This window comes from uncultured Flavobacterium sp., from assembly GCF_951805225.1.
Lineage (GTDB): Bacteria > Bacteroidota > Bacteroidia > Flavobacteriales > Flavobacteriaceae > Flavobacterium.
This window is the reverse complement of the sequence record NZ_OX638201.1, coordinates 4,823,478-4,843,851: the sequence shown is the minus strand read 5'-3', so window position 1 is coordinate 4,843,851 and position 20,374 is coordinate 4,823,478. Positions and strand designations below refer to the sequence as shown.

Genomic DNA, 20,374 nt, shown 5'->3' with positions numbered 1-20,374 from the left:
ATATATCTTTTGAGAATTTTGAAAAAAGCTGCGTTAAACAGTTACGAATTAACCACCTCTATAAAAAGATAAAACTATGGTAATGGTGTTTAAAAAAACATCCTCAATAAGTTTTTAAAATATCACAATAGGGTATTTTGTAACATTTTAAGCGAATGAATTACTAATTAAGTAGAAGCAAAATAAGCTTTACTGGCTTTATTAAAAGTTAAGCACAATTATTAACAAGAATTTAAAACCTTAAGTATTATATTGCACTATCAAATTAAAATAGAAACGTTACTTTTGTGCGTTAAATTACGAACTAAAAATACAAAATGGATATAGTTATCAAACTCTCTCAATTTCTATTGAGTTTATCTTTACTTATTATTCTTCACGAATTAGGACATTTTATTCCTGCAAAATTATTTAAAACCAGAGTCGAAAAATTCTACTTATTTTTTGATGTTAAATATTCTCTATTAAAAAAGAAAATTGGCGAAACTGAATACGGAATCGGATGGTTACCGCTTGGAGGTTATGTAAAAATCTCTGGAATGATCGACGAAAGTATGGACAAAGAACAAATGGCTTTGCCTCCGCAACCGTGGGAATTTCGTTCTAAACCAGCTTGGCAGCGTTTGATCATTATGTTGGGTGGTGTTACGGTAAACTTTATTCTGGCATTCATTATATATATAGGTATGGCATTTGTTTATGGCGATACTTATATTGCAAATTCTGATTTGAAAGATGGTGTTTTTGTTGATAATCCAGCTATGATTAAAGCGGGTTTTAAAACTGGAGACAAACTAGTATCTATCGATGGGAAAAAAGTTGAGAACTACGACAATAGTTTAAACATGAATATTATCATGGCTAAACAGGTTTTGGTTGAAAGAAACGGACAACAACAAACTATTACTATACCAAATGATTTTGTTGATCAGTTATCTAAACAAGAAAAAGGTTTGCTAGTTAGTATTCGTATTCCTTTTGCAATTGGAAAAGTTGATGATGCATCTCCTAATCAAAATTTGAAAGCTAAAGATTTGATTCTTTCTCTTAATGGAGAAAAAGTAAAATATTTTGACGAAGCAAAAGCAATCTTAGCTAATAATAAAGGAAAAACAATTTCTGCTGTTGTTTTACGTGACTTAAAAGAAACGCCAATTACGCTTAAAGTTACTCCAGAAGGAACATTGGGTGTGTTTGCTGGTGCTTTAGACATGAAATCATTAGAGAAACTGGGTTACTACAAGATCAGTACTAAAAACTATAGCTTCTTTGAATCAATTCCGGTTGGACTAGAAAAAGGTAAGGATCAATTAGTAGGTTACGGAAAACAGCTTAAAATGATTTTTAATCCTGAAACTAAAGCTTACAAACAAGTTGGTGGTTTTGCGGCAATTTTTAACATTTTTCCAAGCTCTTGGAGCTGGGAAACGTTCTGGTCAATTACGGCTTTATTGTCAATTATGCTTGGAGTTATGAATTTATTGCCAATTCCGGCACTTGATGGTGGTCATGTGATGTTTTTATTATACGAAATAATTAGCGGCAGAAAACCGAGTGATAAATTCCTTGAAAATGCCCAAATGGTTGGTTTCGTTTTACTTATCGCACTCCTTTTGTTTGCTAACGGAAACGATATTTATAAAGCAATTATGAAGTAGAAAAAAAAATTAATAAAAAGTGCAAAAATGTTTTTGAGAATCTAAAAAATGATCTATATTTGCACTCGCTAAAAAGAACAACAACTTCCTCCTTAGCTCAGTTGGTTAGAGCATCTGACTGTTAATCAGAGGGTCCTTGGTTCGAGCCCAAGAGGGGGAGCAACTTTTTTTTAGCAAACATATTTACCTTTAAGGTGATTCCTCCTTAGCTCAGTTGGTTAGAGCATCTGACTGTTAATCAGAGGGTCCTTGGTTCGAGCCCAAGAGGGGGAGCTTAAAAAAAGACTATCATTTTCATGATAGTCTTTTTTTTTTACTTTAATATTTTAAATTTGCTTATTCTCCTTTTTTGCTTCTTTTAGAGCTTTTTTATTATCAATAAGATATTTTACTCCTTTGCTAGCTCTATCACCTTCCCGACTTCAGGAAAGTGATCAAATAAACCTTCTACTGTATTTATATAAGTATCTTTTATTTTTAGCTATATTATAAATAAGATATAAAATTTCACTTCTTAGCAACCTGATTTGCCAGGTTTTTACTTTCGAACAATATCATCATCTCATTTGCTTTTTCGGGTTGGTTGCTTTCTTTTAGGGATTGTGCATATCTATAATAGTATATGGAATCTAAATCTGTATTTTCTTCTAGTAGCTGTGCGTAATATTTGGCTGCGGTTTCCATGTCATTGTCAAAATAGGATTTGTCTGCTACTTTTTTGAGCATATCCAAAGATTTATAACCCTTGTCTATGATTTTCTCATAAGTATTTACAACATTGATATTAACAAATTTCTCTTTTTTTGACGGAGCCAGAACCTCAACCTTAACGGGTTTAATAACTACTTTGGTGCTATCAACAAAAGCTTTTGAATTCATACCAACTTCAACTGTTTTTATTTTTGGCTTTTTGTATATTGGAGTTACTGTTCTGGTATTGTTTGGACCAAGATCGTAGGTATTAACCATGTCTAGTTTTGATACTTCGTATCTGGTTACTCTTCTTCCAAAGGTCATATTGATCGTTTCTTCGACACAATAAGACTCTATAACAAGATCATTACCATCTGAGGTATTATTGGACTGCAAATGTGCATTTCCTGTTGCTGCAATGACAGGAGCGCTCTTGGAACTGCGCTGAGCAAAACAGTTAAAAGAAAACACGCATACAAGTACGGTAAAAAGTAGTGTAGTAGTTTTCATGATGACTTTATTTAGTTGTTTGCAACAATAAAGATACTTCATGTTCTCTTTTTTACTTTATTATCCCTGTGAATGACTTTAAAAGTCGTTTAAGTGCTTGTTTTCCTCCTGTTAAAACTATTATTTAAGCTTTCGATAATAGATTCAATTATTATCTATACGAAAAATCGTATTTTTGTTTAGCGCACTGCAAACATTAAAAAATGTATCGCACAGAAGCAAATCTGTAATTTACTATAACCTTAAATTCTCGAGAATTTTAAATATCTTTGAATCATGAGCACACTAACAAAACCAAATCATATAGGGCGAAAAATTAGCCGTATTCGTGAACTTCGTGATATGAAACAGGAAGCATTGGCACAAGCTTTAGGAATTAGCCAACAAACGGTTTCGGCTATTGAAAACAGCGAAACAATAGATGAGGAAAAACTGAAGGCAATTGCCGAAATTTTAGGCGTGTCTGTTGAAGGAATTAAGAATTTTTCTGAAGAAGCGGTTTTAAATGTTATTGGAAATACTTACCAAGATAATGGAATTGTTAATGCTGGACTTAATTACAATTGCAGTTTCAATCCTCTTGATAAAGTTGTGGAACTTTATGAGCGTTTGGTTTTGGCTGAAAAAGAGAAAGTTGAATATCTGGAGAAGTTGTTGAAAGGAAAATAAAATTTCTTTTTGAAAATATATAAATTAATAAGAACGATAAAAGAGACCATCATTTAATGATGGTCTTTTTTTGTTCATATATTTCCTACAGACCTGCTTATCTTTTACTTTTTCTCATTTTCAAGTTACACTTTAAATTTAATTCAGCAAATTATGGAAAACCGTAAAACGAATAGAAATTACAACTCTACATTTACAATTATCTAAATTATCAGCCTTAAAAACAGGTATTTATACGTATGGATTTTAAGCATTTTATTTACACCTTTCTCATTTCCATAATCGAACAACTACATAAATATGAATGCAAAAAAAACCATTGTCAATTTCGAAGTTTTATTTGACGATTCATTTATCAAACTAAAGACAGATTCCGCTTTAAATCCTATAGATAAAAAACAAGTATTAAGCATAATAAATGATTATGCAGATGGTAAATGGAGATACAAACAGTTTCAAGACTTTATATGGGACAATATTGCAGAAACAGCATTATCATACAAAGAAAGACTTGCTCTTATTGACAGATCACATTCTAGTCTGACTGAAGCTGCTAAAAAATTACGCTTAACAGATTTACTAAAAGACCAAGACGGTCAAGGAAGCGAATTAGCAGAAATAGTACTTTATGGAATAATGAAGCATCACTATAATGCAATGCCTGTCGTCCCTAAAATATTCTATAAGCAAAACCCACAAGACAATGCAAAAGGTGCCGACAGCGTACATATTGTGGAAGAAGGCGAAACTTTTTCTGTTTGGTTTGGAGAGGCAAAATTTTATAATAGTATAGAAGATGAAAGATTATATTCTATTGTTAATTCTGTTGAAAATTCACTACAAACTGAAAAATTAGAAAAAGAAAATAGCATCATAACTAGTATTAGTGATTTAAAAGATTTTTTAAATGGTAAAGAAAATTTATATAATGAAATCTCAAAATTATTGTCTTACGGCACTTCAATAGATTTGCTAAAACCTAAATTACACATTCCGATACTTTTACTACATGAATGCAAAGTTACAGCTACCAATAATGAATTATCTCAAGCATATAAAGATGAGATCATTGATTTTCACAAAGAAAGAGCAGAGTCCTATTTCAAGAAACAGATTAATAAAGTTGGTAAATCTATTTTTAAATATTCTGAAATACATTTTCATCTTATACTCTTCCCAATACCTAAGAAAGAACCAATTATCGAATCATTTGTAGATAATGTCGTTCATTACAAAAAACAAGACAATTAATATTATGGAAATATTTGAAGTTTGCAGAACAGTGAATGATTTTCTCTCTGAAAATAAAGAATCCGAAGCTCGAAACGAATTAATAAAACTTCTTGATCATCACGAGAAAGAAAACATTCCATACTCAGAGCTCGTTAATCATTTAATCAAAGAAACTGGATTATATCCATATTTAGATTTAGAAACTGCAAATTGGAAAGATCGATTTGTATATGAAGCATTTAAAGTTGACACAGGAGAAGAAGAAACACTTACACTTCACCGTGAACAATCTAATTTATTAAAGAAACTTATTAACGGAGAGAGTGTAGCTGTAAGTGCTCCAACAAGTTTCGGTAAAAGCTTCGTAATTGACGCTTACATTTCAATAAATAAGCCAGCAAATGTGGTTATTATCGTTCCAACAATAGCATTAACAGATGAAACAAGAAGAAGACTATATAAAAAATTTGCAAACGAATATAAAATAATAACAACTACAGAAGTTGAATTGGCAGATAAAAACATTTTCATTTTTCCTCAAGAACGAGCAATAAATTATGTTGACAAAATAAAAGAACTTGATATTTTAATAATTGATGAGTTCTATAAAGCAAGTTCAAATTTTGACAAAGAGCGATCTCCTACTCTTATAAAAGCAATTTTAAAATTAGGTAAAATTGCAAAACAAAGATATTTTCTAGCACCAAATATTAGTAATTTACAGAAGAATCCATTTACTGAGGGAATGGAATTTTACCCCCTTGATTTCAATACCGTTTACTTAGAGAAATTTGAATATTTCAATGAAATAAATAATGATGACGAATTAAAAAGTAAAAAACTTTTAGAAATATTAGAATTAAAATCAACAAAATCACTAATATACGCTGGAACATATACCAATATTGAAAAAGTATCTAACTTATTACTAACTAGTTCTGCTGAAAGAGACAGACCTATTTTAAATGATTTTTCCAACTGGCTTGGAGAAAACTATGATTTCAATTGGGGGCTAACAAAACTTGTAAAAAGAGGATCAGGAATTCATAACGGAAGGTTACATCGTTCATTAAGCCAAATACAAGTAAGGTTATTTGAAGAAAAAGAAGGATTAGAAAATATCATTTCAACTTCATCGATAATTGAAGGCGTTAATACATCTGCAGAAAATGTTATTATCTGGGCTAATAGAAGTGGTAAAGGTCGGGCAAGATTAAATGATTTTACATATAGAAACATAATGGGTCGAGGAGGCCGTATGTTCAGACATTTTATTGGAAAAATCTTTATTTTGGATCAACCTCCTATTGAAGAAAAAACACAATTAGACATCCCTTTTCCTGATGAAATTTTAGGTGATCTTGACGAAAAAAAATATAGAAGTTCATTAACTAGGGAGCAAGTGGCAAAGATAATACTTTACAAAGAAGAAATGTCTGAGATTCTTGGAGAAGAAAGTTTTAAAAGATTACAATCACAAAACATATTTCAATCAAGTGATGCTGAATTAATAAAAAGAATTGCAATTGAAATGAAAACAAGTCCGCATGAATGGAATGGTTTAGGTTTTTTAAACTCATTCTATACCTCAAAATGGGATAGAATGTTATACAAAATCATAAAAGTTCAACCTGGAGGCTGGGAATCTGAATACAAACCATTTGTCGAATTTGTTAAAATATTGAGAAACAATTGGTTTAAGTCTATTCCTGAATTATTAAGAGAATTGGAACCATATGAAATTGGAGTAGACGATTTTTTTAAATTAGAAAGAAAAGTAACATTTAAGTTAGCTTCATTAATGACGGATATTAATATCCTACAAAAAGAAATTTTAAAAGACAAAAATTATGATATATCAAGGTTTATAACATTAGCCTCTCATGGATTCTTACCTACTGTAGTTTATCAATTAGAAGAATTTGGCATGCCTCGAATGATATCTAAAAAAATCCATAATTATAAAATTATAAACTTTTATGATAAAGAATTAAACATTCATAACACAATTGAGCTATTCAATAAAATCGGCATTGAAAAAATACTCTCAATTAATAATTTAACAACTTTTGACAAATATATAATAGAATATTTTTACGATGGGATACGAGTAAACAAAAAAAAATCAACTAATTAAAATTTCATTAACCTTTTAAAATTAAAAAATTATGGCAGAAAGAAAGACATATCATGTCACAAAAACAGAAGACGGCTGGAAAGGAGAACTTGAAAACGGTAAAAGAGCTTCAGTAATAGGAACTACTAAAGAAGAAGTTGTTCAAAAGACTATTGAAATTGCAAAAAATTATGATGGTAATTCAAATGTAATTATTCACAAAAAAGATGGTAAATTTCAAGAAGAAAGAACTTACCCAAAAAGTAGTGATCCATCTCAAACTCCAGGATAATTTCAAAAAAAAGCGCCGCAATTACTTGCAGCGCTTTTTCTATTTATTTTGTATAAAAAACGTAAATTCTTAACAATCTCAATTTAATAAGTAAGAGGTTCTGGAATCTTTCCTTCGGCAATGTATTTTAAACCTGTAATTCCGGGTAAAAAAAGATATAAACCTCCATCTGTACGTATAAAACGGCTAAGATTTGGAGTTTGATCATAAGTACCATTTTTGTTATAGGCAAAAGTAAAATCACCAGGATTAGTATCGGCAACCTGTGGTCCAAAAAGAGGATCAACACCACTGCTATTGGGCGAAGCATCAGGATTTCTAAAACCGCCTAATTCTAACCAGAGTTTGGTAACAAAGCGAAACTGAAAATCAAGAACAGAACCAATAAATAATCCCACCAATCCGCGTTGTATGCCTGGTTTTTCGGCAGGATCATATACGGGACCATAAGGCGATGCACGTCTTAAAATTCTATGCGTTTGAGCATTATTATTGTTTCCGGTAACATCTATGTCATCCCTTGGGTTTGCTCTTCGTATATGCGCTGCATAAGGACATTTTAACCCAAGTTCGTCACTACTTTGATCACCTTGCTGATTTGGGCTTGGTGCTAAATAATTGAAATTTGTAAAATTGAAGTTTTTAGTACTCGGTTCTCCCAGACTTTTATCTTCTTTATCCGGTGATACCACAAGAGGTGTGCCGTCGCGCCATCGTCCGCACATTTTAGCCGCCATTAATTCGGGCGAAGTTTTACTATCTGAATGAATGAATGCTTCGAATTTAGCTTCGTCCTGATACAACAATCTAAATGCGGCAAAAGTACCGTTTACCAATAGCGTATGTGCATTATAATCTGATGCATCCTGACTGATTACAAAACGGTCCAGAGGTACTTTTGGTCTGTCATCGATAGTGCTTACACCCATTAATTTTAGCATTTTGGGTTTATTCCACAAAATATCATCAATTCGCGGCTGCGACAAACTATCACGATAACCAAAATGTACATAATCTGAATTTCCATCGACGGTTATAGGATCTGAATCCTGATAATATACCGGAACTACTGCGGGTCCAGATGGCGTTTCTGCTATCATACTCAACAAAGTCGAATAATATTTTTCTCTGTTTTCGGGCGTTAAGGTAAAAAGTGTTAATTGAATATGAAGCTCACTTCCGTCAGCGCTTGGTGGTTCTTTTGGTATCCAGCCTCCGTTTTTCCACCAGTTTTCAGGAGCACTTTCGCCTGTATCGCCCATTGTAGCCGCATCACTAGCGGCTCCATTTGTAAAAGACACAACGACCTCATCACTTGAATAATAATTTACTGTACCACAATTAACTGCGCCTATAAGAGTTTGTAAACCTGAATATGTAAAACCAATGTTCAGGCAATACTCCGGTTTTTGCATGTTTTCCCAAGGCTCTGCAGTGGTAATAGACAAACCTCCGGGACCAGTTCCCGAAGCAAGATCTGAACAGAATTTTTGTGCTCCGGCAATATCTTTTATACTTAAAATAATGTACCGGATATGAGGGAAATTATATCCCCGTAATATTAATCCCTGCACATCGTTCATTTCAACCTGATTTGAATTGCTCATAGTTTATCTTTATTAAAATTAGATTTTAAACTATTTACAATCCGGTTTTTGAGATTTAGGAAAATCATAACTTACTTCACCCTGAACTGGTGGCCATATTTTATCAGCATTTGGATAGTTATCGATGATTTTTGCTACTGTAAGTCCTGGAAAATTAGTTCCAAAAACATATTTTCCGTTTTTGTCTCCGGCAGATAAAATTGGATCTCCAAAATTGTAACGCATTAATAAACAGTAAAACGCAAGCGCATTTTTCTTAACTCCTCCCATTTTTGCGATATAATTTGCTGATGTTTTTCCATTAGCATCTACATTTGGAATTCCGCTTTCATCCATTAAATGCAATAAACCATTTAAGCCTTGCACAATGGCATCAATTTCAAAAAAAGCACTGATATAGGCATCAAACTGCCCATCATATATAGACGTTACCACTAATACATCTTTTCCTGGAAAGGATTGAAATCCCGGAACAGGTATTCCCGGAGTCGGAACTCCGTCTGCTTGGGCATAAATCGTAAAATAATGCACTCCGGTTGTTTTGCGCAAATCTCCGGTTGGAGCGGTTAATGGAGCTGCAGCTTCTTTAACTTTTTGGGCTGCTCCCATTGCCTCGGTTAAAAAGCCTTTTTTTAAAGGAATAAATAAAAATAACAGATGTTGTTGATCTGTAATTGGTACTGTGATTACTGGGGTTGTTGACATGGTTAAATCGTTTATTGGATATCCCTACTCTGTTAAGGCTTTTCGGGAACTGCCTCTTAATTACTTAAGCATGACGAATTTATGGATACAAAAAACAATTCAAACCAGTAGTTATACCTGATTTAGATAACGCTAATTATTTATAAGAAAGATCAAAATGCATAAAAAATTCAAAAAAAAAAGCGCCGCAATTACTTGCAGCGCTTTTCTATTTATTTTAAAATCGGAATAAAATTAAACTCCTAATTTCTTAGCGATATCTGTTGGAATTCCGCCTTTGTTTACCATTAAGGCAGTAGTTTTATATTTTACGAAATTTTTGGTTACAAACAAGAAACCTTTGTAGTCGTTTGTTTCTCCCCAAGAATTTTTTACGATGTAATATTCTTTTCCGGTTTGATCTTTTGCAAGACCAATAATATGCATTCCGTGATCGTCTGTTGTTGCGTAGTTATCAAACGCAGCCTGACGCATTTCCGGAGTGATTTCTGGTTCTGCTTTTGGTCCGTTGAACATATCTGCTTTTTCTTCGGCAGTCATATCATCAAATTTCTTTGTTGGTACATAAGCTACACCGTTTTTCCAGCTAAAGCTTTTTTCACTTACGTCAGTTGCCCAAGCTACAGTGTATCCTTTTTTCAATGCATTGTCAATAACATCAGTCATGTCATTTACTTTTACATTGTAAACCTGATCAAATGACCAGTTGTCCGGCACCATCATAGTTGTTTTTTGGTAATATGGAGAAGTTGTAAATGATGACATTTCGATATATTCATCAGGATTGATTCCTACTACTTCTTTAGCAAAAGTTTGTGGTGTATAGTTTTTTCCTTTGTATGTAAAGTTTTCCGGCACTTTTCCTAAATAAGAATCGATAACTGCAGCATATGCTTTTTGCCAGTTTGGAGTCAATTCTCCATTTGGATTTTTTACAACAGCAGCCAAAACTCCTTCGATAAGAGCTGACATTTCGCCAAATTTATTTTTGTCTGTTCCGTAGTTTAATCCTGTATAAACTTCTCTAGGAACGGTTCCGTATTTTTTATACATATTAATTACATCATGCAAAGCTCCACCGTCACCTAAAGTAACTGCTCCGTGCATACGAACATAATTTACACCTTTTTCTACATAAACATTTCTAGCCGAATAAATTTGTGACAATTCAACTGGTTGTTTTCCTAAACGAATCATTTCTGACTCTAAAAAAGAATTTGTAGAATAACTCCAACAAGTTCCAGAAGATCCTTGTGTTTTTACAGAAGTTGTTCCCAGATTAATTTGCTCTGTAAATTTAAAAGCTTCTTTACTTTTTTCGCTTGCATTCAGTTTTAGTGAGTTTACTAAAATGTCCTGTGCAAAACAGCCTGTTGCTCCAGCAAAAAAAACAGAAGCCGCAAGTACTGATTTGAATGAAAATGTACTCATAATGATTGTTTAATTGTTTAATAAATTAGTAGTCGTAATTTACTTTTTGTTACAAAACAATTAAATTTTAGCTAAAAAAACTAACTTATAACCGTTAATATTTACAAAATCTTTTTATTAAGCTAACAAACCTTACAAATATGATAAAATGGTTAAGTGTTTTAGAATCAAAATCAATCGCTATTTTATTATTCCTGAATATGTAGTAATTTGGTTCTCGTAATTGCAGCAAATACCACCCAGATGTACGAACTCGAAAAAGAGAAATACTTAGGCAATACCAAAAATATTTTTAATAACACGCAAGGAATTGCTGTTGTTGAAACTGAGTATAAAAGTAAGGTTTACGAAGGCTGGCATTCGCATAATAATGCACATATTACGCTATTTCTAAAAGGCGGAACAACAGAAAAACGTAAAAATTTCAGCGAAAATATTGGTCCGGGTTCGTTACTATTTTATCACAGCGATGAATTGCATTTGAATCAAAACACTCTTTTTCCGTCTAAAAATATCAATATTGAAGTTGAAGAAGATCTGTTGAAAGAACTTCAAATTTCTGAAGCCATTATCGAAAAATCTGTTCAAAATACTACGCTTACCAAATTTTTGATTCTAAAAATATTTAAAGAATCTCAGGTCGATGATACTTTTTCGGGCGACACGATTAAGATGTTGTTTGCTCAAATATCCAATTCTAATGTTCATTTAGAACGCTTTGATAAAAGTCCGTTTTGGGTAAAAAGTCTCGAAGAATTATTGAACGATTGCTGGAATGAGAATCCAAATTTGCAGGATCTTGCAACGGTTTTAAACTTAAACCCAATTACAATTTCGAAACATTTTCCTAAATATTTTGGCTGTACACTTGGAGAATATATGCGCCGAATTAAAATAAATCGTTCGCTTTCGCTGATTCAATCCACCGAAGATAATTTAACCGAAATTGGTTTTCAATGCGGATTTTCGGACCAAAGCCATTTTATTAGAACTTTTAAAAGTCAAACAGGATTTTTACCCAAACAATTTCAGAAATTATAGCAGAGGCAAATTTCATTCTATTTTTTGGTTTTGGTGTCGCCTAATTTTGCTTTATCATAAATGATAAAACACAATCAAATGGAAACGCTTACTTTAAAACAAAGAACTTTTAATTCTCCTGTAACCAAAATTATTCTGGCGATACTTACTTTTATGGCAGTTGTAATTATTGGTCAACAAATTGCCGTAAAACTACTGGGATTAACTTCGCTCGATAAAGATTATCGCAATCTTCTAAAAGGGCTTTTTGTTTCGGCATCCTGCATTTTCAGTTATATTCTTTTCTTTAGAAAATACGACAAAAGAACTGTAACAGAATTTGCGTCAAAAGGACTTTTAAAGAATATTACTATTGGAGTTTTAATTGGTTTTATTCTACAATCGCTTACTATTTTAGTAATGTACCTCAACGGAAATTACAGCGTTGTAAACATTAACCCAATTTCGTTTATCCTGATTCCGTTTGCGATTATGTTTACAGTCGCCATTATCGAAGAAATATTGGTACGCGGAATTATATTTAGAATTATGGAAGAAAAACTGGGAACTTATATTTCTCTGACTTTTTCTTCAATACTATTTGGAGTTTTACATTTGGCAAATCCTAACGGAACTTTGATTTCGAGCATCTGTATTACTACTGCAGGTTTTTTAATGGGCGCTGCTTTTATTTACAGTCGTAATTTATGGATGCCTATTGCATTACATTTTGCATGGAATTTTACACAGTCGGGAATTTATGGAGCCATAACATCCGGAAACGAAAAAACGAAGAGTTTATTAACAGCAAAAATACAAGGTCCGGAATTTATAACCGGAGGAGAATTTGGTCCCGAAGGATCAATTCAGGCAATTGTATTTTGTGCTTTAGGAACTATTTTATTATTGATTTTGATTCATAAAGAAAATAAAATCATTAAACCATATTGGAAAAAATAAGATTATCAGGCTTTATTTTTTTAGATAAAAACACTTTAAAATTCCCAATAATTACGTTGGGAATTTTTATTTATTATCGCAACCAATTGCTTCCAAAAACTACGTAATATGCCCAATCTTCTGGACCTTTTGCAACGTCGACACCCATTCGCAGTTTGAATTTTCGAGCCAATAAATATCTAAAACCGGTTCCGTAGCTGTAAACTACAGGTTTTGCAAAAGCTTTATCCCAATCGTTAAAAGCACTTGCGAGACCGCCATAACCCATTACGCTCCATCTTCTGTAAACGTCCCATCTTAACTCTGCTTCAGTTACAATACTTGCTTTTCCCTGATATCTTGCTGCCGGAATTCCTCTTAAATTAATTCCTGGTCGAAGATAAAAAGGCGGACTTCCAAACGCTTCCTCCCCTTCTATCCTAAGTCCGCCAATTAATTTTTTAGTTAAAGGATAATATCCTATTGCAGATAAATTTACTCGCCAGGCGTCATAATCACTTCCTATTGCATTATCCGACCAAAAGAAATCTGCCTGAAATCGCATTCCTTTATCTGGTGTAAATATATTGTCACGTCCGTCAAACTGAAGCGCTGCTCCCAATTGACTGACAGTACTATTAATATCTTTGAGCTTTGCAAACGATGGAAGATTATTTAAATCTGGGAAATTAATTTTAGAATCCAATAAAAAATATTGTGGTCCGGCGCTCCATTTTGCATTTCTAAATTGTTTCATAACCCGCGTATAAAACACGAAAGATTGAAAATTAAGGTCTATTTCTTTGTCTTTTCCGCTGGGCATATTTTCATAGAAAGACATGTTTACATTTCCGTAACCAGCGCCAACGCGATACATTATTTTTGATTTTATAAAACTTCCTGCCCGAAATGCTCCTGCAACCCAGCTTTTATTACCGGTATACATTCCCATTGCTCCGGTAATATCAGGATCTATAAATCGTTTTTTTCCGTTTTCGTCAATAACCGGAGCGTGTTTTTTTAGAAAAATAGGTACAATTGCGCCACCAATTCCTCCTAAAGCTGGCTCAGTTATTAAGGTTGGAACGACAATAAAACCATGTGCATAAATAATGTAGTCGCTTAAATCGAATGCTCCATCAAGAGAATCTTTTACGCTAATATGTGGTTTTTGCCCCATCATTGTAGAAAATGACAAGATGAAGAAAAGATTTAATAGGGCAATTTTACGCATGTGAGTTGTGCTTTTCATAGTAGAAACTGAATATTTATTTGCCTTTTAAACAACTTTAGAAATAACTGTATTATTAAAAACGTCAACAAAAAAGTTACAAGAAATCTACTTAAGCTATTTTTTCTTGAAACTAAATACGTGCGCCAACGTTAAGAAAAATGTATTTCCCTGAAATCTATTTATTGCCTCAACCTCAGCGATCCATCTAAATCCTGCCGAAGTACTACAGCCAATATGATAGTAATTAATCTCGGCTCCAATTCCTCCAACTCGGTCTTTGTCTGTTTCGATCGTACCAAATATTGGAACCGGAATCTGATCGTTTGTTACTTTATATTGCAAATAATAAATTAATCCTGCGTTCAATATTCCTTTTGGAGCTGTTTTCTCGGCATTCATCATATAGAATGTTTTTCCCAAACCTCCTTCAATACTTAAAAGATCTCCGGTTTTAATATCAGTATCTTTCTTTTTTCCGTTTATTTCATAGGAGGCTAAAGCCGAAAAATGAAAGGTTTTCTTGTCATTAAAAAACAAAGTTGTTCCAGCCGAAAACTCATTCATAAACATTCCTAAACCACTATTATCAGAAGCTCCAACTTCAAATTTTCCGGTAGGTAAATACATTTGATAGCTAAAAACAAAATCGGCTCGTTTATTATGCCAGCCCAATTGAATTGGTACGATATAAGTATCCGTTAAGGCAAAAGGACTTTTTGAATCTAAAGTATTTCCCTGAATTCTATTGGATGCAAATGCAAGCAAAACTGTTGCTCCATAATTGGCACCTAAAATTTTGAAGTCGCTTACATAAGTTGCACCAACTCCTGTAATAAACATATTAAGATCCGGATTTGCGATTGATTTATCTCCGTCGGCATTTCTTAGTGATGATGCAGCATAAAAATATCCGGGTACATACACACTTAAAGTGTTTTCAGGTGTTTGTGTTCCTGATTGCAATCCCATAGCACCAAGTATGTGACCGCCTTTAAGTTGCGCATTACCAGACAAACAAATAAACAAAAGCGCTAAGACAAGTACGAGTTTTGTTGCTTGTCTTTGATTAAATTTTGTTTTCATAGTTGTTATTTTAAACATTAATGAGATTACACAACTACTTTTTACAACCTTCTTTTTTAGTTTGAAGTTGGTTTAAAATAATAAGTATTTGTTTTCTCAGGATTAAACCTAATTACTTTGAAGTATTCAGAAGGCGATTTTCCGGTATGTTTTATAAAGGCTCTAAAACAGGTTGTTCTGGACTTAAATCCGGAGCCCCAAGCCATGCCTTCTAAAGATAAATCCTTCCATTCCGGATCGTTTATTTTTTCTTTAAAATATTCGATCCTTTTTAGATTTACATAATCCTGAAAATGAAGATTAAATTCTGAATTGATTAAATTTGAAAGATGATGAACCGAGATTCCGGTTTCATCAGATATATCACGAATCACTAAATCTTTTTTCAAAAAGAGCTCTTTTGAAACAAAAATGCTTTCTAATTTTTCCAGATATAGTTCTTTTTTTTCTGTAGTTATTTCTTTTATAATTGGTAATATGTTTTTAGTTTCATGTGTTTTTTCTATTACCAAATCATCCTCAGCAAAATCATAATCATGATGTTCGACTTCATCTGTATCGTAAAAAATCTGAGGTTTAAAATAAAGCCAGCCAACTGTAAAAACAAGCACTGCCGAGATTAAAACATAACAAGATAAATCAATAGTATCTACTTTGCTAACCAAAAAATAGTGTACAAAAAGTGCCGAAAACAAAAACAAAATCATCAAATTATATACTCTGATCCAGCTTAAAATTTTTACTCTGTTAAAGTGATTTTCTTTGATGCTTTTTAAATCGTAGTTTAAAATCATCATTGTCTGGCAAAATGCATACGACAGCCAAACTGTTAAACTTAGCATCGAAAAAGGACTATTTATTTTATCCGAAATATAATGAACAGCATCAATACCAAGAGAATTTCCTGCCCATACAAAAACGGTCAAACTAAAGTAAACCATGAAAGGTAAAAAATGAAGCCAATCATATTTTCGAAACATTTTGTTCGAAAACAATATGCTTCGAACATATAAGAAAGCAGAAGGTGCGACTAAAAAAACAAATGATTTTGTAATTCTAAACAGATCCGGAAAATTTTTAAAAACAGTTGCTGACAAGTAAAAATTATAAATACTTACAACCGCAAGACTAAAGAGAAACAGTCCCAGAAAAAAACTTTTTGAATAGTTTTTTTTTGAAAACAGAACCATAAACGATGTTGCAAAACCAACTATAGTTGCAATAAAAAAGAAAATTGAGAGTACTATTTCGATCATGATTTTAAGCTTGATTTATTAAAAATATTCCTTTTCTTTTTTAAAGTAGATTTAAAAAGAAGTCAATCGTCAATTTATCAAGTACTATACTTATCTGGGGTTTGATAAGTATAGTATCTTAAATTTTTAAGCCATTATAGTCTTATTTTTTTGCCAATCCCGGAGGGAAACCTGCAAGTATTTTTTTGATTGAAGCAGCAATAAACTCTTCAGGATTATCCGGTTTGCTGTCAATTTCGGCATTACCGATACCTTGCCATATTAGTTTTTGAGTTTTTGAAGACACAATATCAATTACAAGTGAGCCGTCAACATAATCGTAAGTATTAAATGTTGTATTTGCTCCTCCCATCATAGCACCGCCGCCCCAATATCCGTATGGACGATACATTCCGCCATAACCATAGAAGTCTGTGTTTGCTGATACTGATGTTTTATTTTTTAAAATAGATACTGCGTTTACTTTTAAATCCGGATTAATAGTAGTTTCGGTAAATCCTTTACTAGTAAGTTCTGCACGGATTGATTTGGTAATTCGATCAACATTTAATTGATTTATCTGACCTTCCTGCGCCTTTAAATCATAAAATGCAAAAGTTTTATATTCGCTAAAATTAGCAGCATGGTCATAGTCAGTTGTAACTTTTACGGTTGGTGAACAACTGTAAAAAATACCCAATAACAACATTGGGATAATGCGAAGATTCTTTCTTTTAATATTCATTTTTTGGTATTTTAAATTAATGATTAAATTAGTTTAACTAGGAATTATAAAATCTTGAATAAATATTATCCGAATGGCAAGTAAACCTAAAACAAGCGTCGAATTAATGCAACTTCTTATTTTACAATATCTTACCTCACACTCAAAGATAAATTATTTTATTTAATTAACATAACAAAATAAATAAAATTCTTACTTATTTGTCAGAACGGCTTATTTCGAAAAAAACAACCCGTTCTGATTTTTTTAATTTCTATTTTCCCTGAACGACAACATAACTATCTTGTCCGTCTTTAGAAATTGGCTGATAATACACATTATTATAAATCATGTATTTTTGACCGTCAATCGTTTTTTCTTCAGCACCTTCAGGAAGATGTGAAACAACTGCTCCAACAGGCGCATTTACTACTTTGTATTTACTGGTATCTTTTGCATAATAAGCTCCACCATAATAATAGTATTCTGTTCCTGAAACATTAATTGTCACATATCCTTTTGGCAATTCTGAAATTGTTGCTCCCAGCGGTGCCGGCACAACTTTATAGCCACTGGATTCTTTTACATAGTAAACACCATCGTCATAATTGTATTGATTATTTTCGACCGAAATTACAATTGCGGCTGTTGTTAATGTTGCAGCAAAAAATCCTATCGGATACCATGTTGGTCCCCAATAATAAGGTACAAACGGATGATAGATGTATGGATATGGCACCGGATAAGGGTGAAATGGTACCGGATATGGTCTTGGGTAAGGATATGGATGCGGCGGCGGCGGAAGCGGTCTTGGTGGAATTGGTCTGGGTCCCGGTGGCGGCAACGGACGAGGCGGTGGCAACGGACGAGGTGTTGGCAACGGACGAGGTGTTGGCATTGGTCGTGGCATCGGCATAGGGCGAAAATGCCCAAAACGCTGTGCTGTTGCATCTTCTGGAATCATAAGTAGCAATGCAAAGAATGCAGTAATTATGATTGAGATTTTATTTTTGGATTGATATAATTTCATAACTATGGAGTTTATACGATTATTTTGTGTTTTCTCTAGGCGCTAACTTTACTTTTGCAGCTTTTGGTGGCGTCGTAAATTCAAACATTGAATCCGGATAATCATTATTTATGGTCCAATCTTTATAAAGCGCTTCATATTGTGGTTTGTCTTTATCATTGGTATAAATAATTACAAGTTTTACAGGCAGAAAAAGATCGTCGCTTCCTATCCAGAATTGATAACTTTTTGTTTTATCGCTTCCTGCAATATGAAAACACTCACGTCCGTCGACTATCGTTTTTCCCAGAAAGATTAAATTGCCTTGTTCTGAAATAAGATCCTGTAAAAACGTTGGATAGAAAAAATCGGCACCGGGAAATTCAATCCCGAATTTTTTACTGACCTCATCAATGGTTTCGATTACAGAACCTGGAGCAGCAGTAAAACTATAGGTGTTATTATCGAAGGAATAATAATTTAGTTTTTTTCCGTTGTACCATAAACCCCGATTTCCTTTATCTCCTGCTGAAGTAACCTTCATTTTATCTGGAAATTTAATCGCGACTTTGTCTGTTATCGCATGTTTTATGAGCCCTAAACTTTCATTTGGAACATCATAAGTTGTAATGGCCGTAAAACTGCAAGACTTTATATCCTGCAAAGTTTCCCCAGCCCGATGTAATAGAAAAACAGCCGTAGAATCTATACGCTGTGTCTGGCCTTTTGTCGTGATTGTAAGGATCACAAAGCCCATCAAAAACAAAAACTTTTTACCCATATATTCTATTTTTAATAATTAATGAAAGGTTAGACTTCCGTTGAAATAGGTAATCTTCCTTCTTTTATTGCTTCTAACATTCTATTATAATCTGACTCATTTTGATTGGCATACGAAAGAGAAAATCTCGAAATTGCATTGGCAAATTCATTACTTTTTCCAATGTACCCAGACAAAACAGATGGATCTCCCGTACGGGCATGTGCTCTTGCAAGCGCCCATCCGCAGGCTTTTGCATAATCTGCCATGTTTTTGGCTTTCATAATTTCAAGAACAGGTTTTACTTTGGCATCACGCAATTGGCGGATATAAAAGAATTTGCCATGATCATCGTTTGTCCAACCCAAAAACATATCCGATGCTGATTGCATCAGTTTTTGTCCCATGACAATTCTTTCGCCTTGATGACTGTATTTTCCTTTGATTTTTAAATTCGGTTCTAACACGCTTTGTCTTGCTTCTTTAAACTGTAAAAAAATAGGTTCGCCTGTAGCCGACATTAATAAACTAATTCCGCAAAGTGTTCCCACGCTTCCTACTCCTACCACCTTTATAGCCAAATCATGTAATGTATATCGACTTAAAAGCACTTTTTTCTCATCAGACAATGTTTCGAGATAACGCTTATGAACGGTTTCGGCTTCTTTTAAAATTCGTTTTCCTTCTTCTCCTGTCGGATGATATATTAAAGGCGGATCATCTTTTATTCGGGCACGCGAACCTTCCTGATACGTCATTTTTGCAAACTCTTTTTCATGCGCAGTATATTCTGCCGCTTTTTTTATTCGCTTTTGCTGAAACGATTTTATCTCTTCGTCTTCACCTCTTTCGATTAATTCGGCAAGATCAATATCAGCATACCAAATTTGTAATGCCGATAATTTGCTATAATCCAGCATATGTCTTTTGTAACTGTCTGCAACATGCCATGCAAATTCTTTACAAACTTTATTCGTAAATTTTTTCCATCTTCCGGCAATTACAAAACTGGCAGCAAGTCTTTTTATATCCCATTCCCAAGGACCTGGAAATGTTTCATCAAAATCATTAATATCAAAGACCAGTTTACGTTCCGGCGTTGCAAATCCTCCAAAATTCATTAAATGACAATCACCACAAAGCTGAAGATCAATTCCTGTATTAGGCGTTTGAGCTAAATCTGCGGCCATAATTGCAGCAGATCCTCTAAAGAATGCAAAAGGCGATTCCATCATTCGGGTATATCGAATTGGCAATAAACTTTCGATTCTTCCAATGCTCGTTTTAATTAAAATTTCGATTGGATCTTCGCGATTTTCTGCCGGATTCCATTCCTGATGAACTGAGCGGGGCGCAACTTGTCTGAGCGCAACACCCTGATCAAAACGATGTGCTTTTGATAGTGCAGGATCAAATCTGTCTTCGCTATTATCTTTAGATTCCTCAATCATAACTT

Annotated in this window: 18 protein-coding genes and 2 tRNA genes; 9 read left to right on the top strand and 11 right to left on the bottom strand. The window is 33.3% G+C overall.

The genetic code is table 11. The features are described 5' to 3' along the window. Positions 1-317 precede the first annotated feature (317 nt). The 3 genes from rseP to WN975_RS20175 all read left to right on the top strand — a co-directional run bounded on the left by rseP (position 318) and on the right by WN975_RS20175 (position 1,931). Entirely contained in the window at positions 318-1,658 is a 1,341-nt protein-coding gene (gene rseP / locus WN975_RS20185) for an RIP metalloprotease RseP (RefSeq protein ID WP_337968054.1), read from the top strand. An 86-nt stretch (positions 1,659-1,744) separates the two neighbouring features. Further along, a tRNA-Asn gene (locus WN975_RS20180) sits at positions 1,745-1,818 on the top strand. Positions 1,819-1,857: 39 nt separating this feature from the next. Further along, a tRNA-Asn gene (locus tag WN975_RS20175) sits at positions 1,858-1,931 on the top strand. Positions 1,932-2,165: 234 nt separating this feature from the next. On the opposite strand, the gene WN975_RS20170 is transcribed toward WN975_RS20175, so the two are convergent. Then, positions 2,166-2,861, bottom strand: a complete 696-nt coding sequence (locus tag WN975_RS20170) for a hypothetical protein (RefSeq protein ID WP_337968053.1) — start codon at positions 2,859-2,861, stop codon at positions 2,166-2,168. A gap of 276 nt (positions 2,862-3,137) precedes the next feature. On the opposite strand from WN975_RS20170, the gene WN975_RS20165 reads away from it, so the two are divergent. The 4 genes from WN975_RS20165 (at position 3,138) to WN975_RS20150 (ending at position 7,171) form a co-directional block, all read left to right on the top strand. Beyond that, on the top strand, positions 3,138-3,530 hold the full coding sequence (locus WN975_RS20165) for a helix-turn-helix transcriptional regulator (RefSeq protein ID WP_337968052.1): 393 nt from the start codon (positions 3,138-3,140) through the stop codon (positions 3,528-3,530). A 300-nt stretch (positions 3,531-3,830) separates the two neighbouring features. Further along, positions 3,831-4,781, top strand: a complete 951-nt coding sequence (locus WN975_RS20160; protein WP_337968051.1) for a DUF1837 domain-containing protein — start codon at positions 3,831-3,833, stop codon at positions 4,779-4,781. Between the two features lie 4 nt (positions 4,782-4,785). Beyond that, positions 4,786-6,900 (top strand): DEAD/DEAH box helicase, encoded by a 2,115-nt coding sequence (locus tag WN975_RS20155; protein WP_337968050.1) that lies wholly within the window; start codon positions 4,786-4,788, stop codon positions 6,898-6,900. Positions 6,901-6,931: 31 nt separating this feature from the next. Continuing rightward, complete coding sequence (locus tag WN975_RS20150) at positions 6,932-7,171, top strand: DUF2188 domain-containing protein (RefSeq protein WP_337968049.1); 240 nt, start codon at positions 6,932-6,934, stop codon at positions 7,169-7,171. Positions 7,172-7,254: 83 nt separating this feature from the next. Here WN975_RS20150 and WN975_RS20145 read toward each other — a convergent pair whose 3' ends face one another. From WN975_RS20145 to WN975_RS20135, 3 genes are all read right to left on the bottom strand, one after another. Further along, positions 7,255-8,778 carry a hypothetical protein gene (locus tag WN975_RS20145; RefSeq protein ID WP_337968048.1) on the bottom strand — a complete coding sequence of 508 codons (1,524 nt, stop codon included), beginning with the start codon at positions 8,776-8,778 and terminating at the stop codon, positions 7,255-7,257. A gap of 30 nt (positions 8,779-8,808) precedes the next feature. After that, positions 8,809-9,483 carry a hypothetical protein gene (locus WN975_RS20140; protein WP_337968047.1) on the bottom strand — a complete coding sequence of 225 codons (675 nt, stop codon included), beginning with the start codon at positions 9,481-9,483 and terminating at the stop codon, positions 8,809-8,811. A 234-nt stretch (positions 9,484-9,717) separates the two neighbouring features. Beyond that, on the bottom strand, positions 9,718-10,914 hold the full coding sequence (locus WN975_RS20135; protein WP_337968046.1) for a C1 family peptidase: 1,197 nt from the start codon (positions 10,912-10,914) through the stop codon (positions 9,718-9,720). 243 nt (positions 10,915-11,157) lie between these two features. On the opposite strand from WN975_RS20135, the gene WN975_RS20130 reads away from it, so the two are divergent. Beyond that, complete coding sequence (locus WN975_RS20130) at positions 11,158-11,955, top strand: helix-turn-helix transcriptional regulator (RefSeq protein ID WP_337968045.1); 798 nt, start codon at positions 11,158-11,160, stop codon at positions 11,953-11,955. 78 nt (positions 11,956-12,033) lie between these two features. Further along, a complete protein-coding gene (locus WN975_RS20125; protein ID WP_337968044.1) occupies positions 12,034-12,894 on the top strand; it encodes a type II CAAX endopeptidase family protein in 861 nt (286 codons plus the stop codon). Between the two features lie 73 nt (positions 12,895-12,967). On the opposite strand, the gene WN975_RS20120 is transcribed toward WN975_RS20125, so the two are convergent. The 7 genes from WN975_RS20120 to WN975_RS20090 all read right to left on the bottom strand — a co-directional run bounded on the left by WN975_RS20120 (position 12,968) and on the right by WN975_RS20090 (position 20,369). Beyond that, positions 12,968-14,125, bottom strand: a complete 1,158-nt coding sequence (locus WN975_RS20120; RefSeq protein WP_337968043.1) for a BamA/TamA family outer membrane protein — start codon at positions 14,123-14,125, stop codon at positions 12,968-12,970. Between the two features lie 96 nt (positions 14,126-14,221). Next, positions 14,222-15,190, bottom strand: a complete 969-nt coding sequence (locus WN975_RS20115) for a transporter (RefSeq protein WP_337968042.1) — start codon at positions 15,188-15,190, stop codon at positions 14,222-14,224. A 56-nt stretch (positions 15,191-15,246) separates the two neighbouring features. Continuing rightward, the gene (locus tag WN975_RS20110) at positions 15,247-16,446 is read right to left on the bottom strand and encodes a helix-turn-helix domain-containing protein (RefSeq protein WP_337968041.1); all 1,200 of its coding nucleotides are present in this window, start codon (positions 16,444-16,446) and stop codon (positions 15,247-15,249) included. Between the two features lie 142 nt (positions 16,447-16,588). After that, positions 16,589-17,170, bottom strand: coding sequence for a DUF4136 domain-containing protein (locus WN975_RS20105; protein ID WP_337968040.1), 582 nt, complete (start codon positions 17,168-17,170; stop codon positions 16,589-16,591). 253 nt (positions 17,171-17,423) lie between these two features. Next, positions 17,424-18,179 carry a DUF6515 family protein gene (locus WN975_RS20100; protein ID WP_337968039.1) on the bottom strand — a complete coding sequence of 252 codons (756 nt, stop codon included), beginning with the start codon at positions 18,177-18,179 and terminating at the stop codon, positions 17,424-17,426. Positions 18,180-18,198: 19 nt separating this feature from the next. Beyond that, the gene (locus tag WN975_RS20095) at positions 18,199-18,939 is read right to left on the bottom strand and encodes a DUF2092 domain-containing protein (RefSeq protein WP_337968038.1); all 741 of its coding nucleotides are present in this window, start codon (positions 18,937-18,939) and stop codon (positions 18,199-18,201) included. A gap of 29 nt (positions 18,940-18,968) precedes the next feature. Continuing rightward, a complete protein-coding gene (locus WN975_RS20090) occupies positions 18,969-20,369 on the bottom strand; it encodes a DUF2252 domain-containing protein (protein ID WP_337968037.1) in 1,401 nt (466 codons plus the stop codon). Between the last annotated feature and the right edge of the window lie 5 nt (positions 20,370-20,374).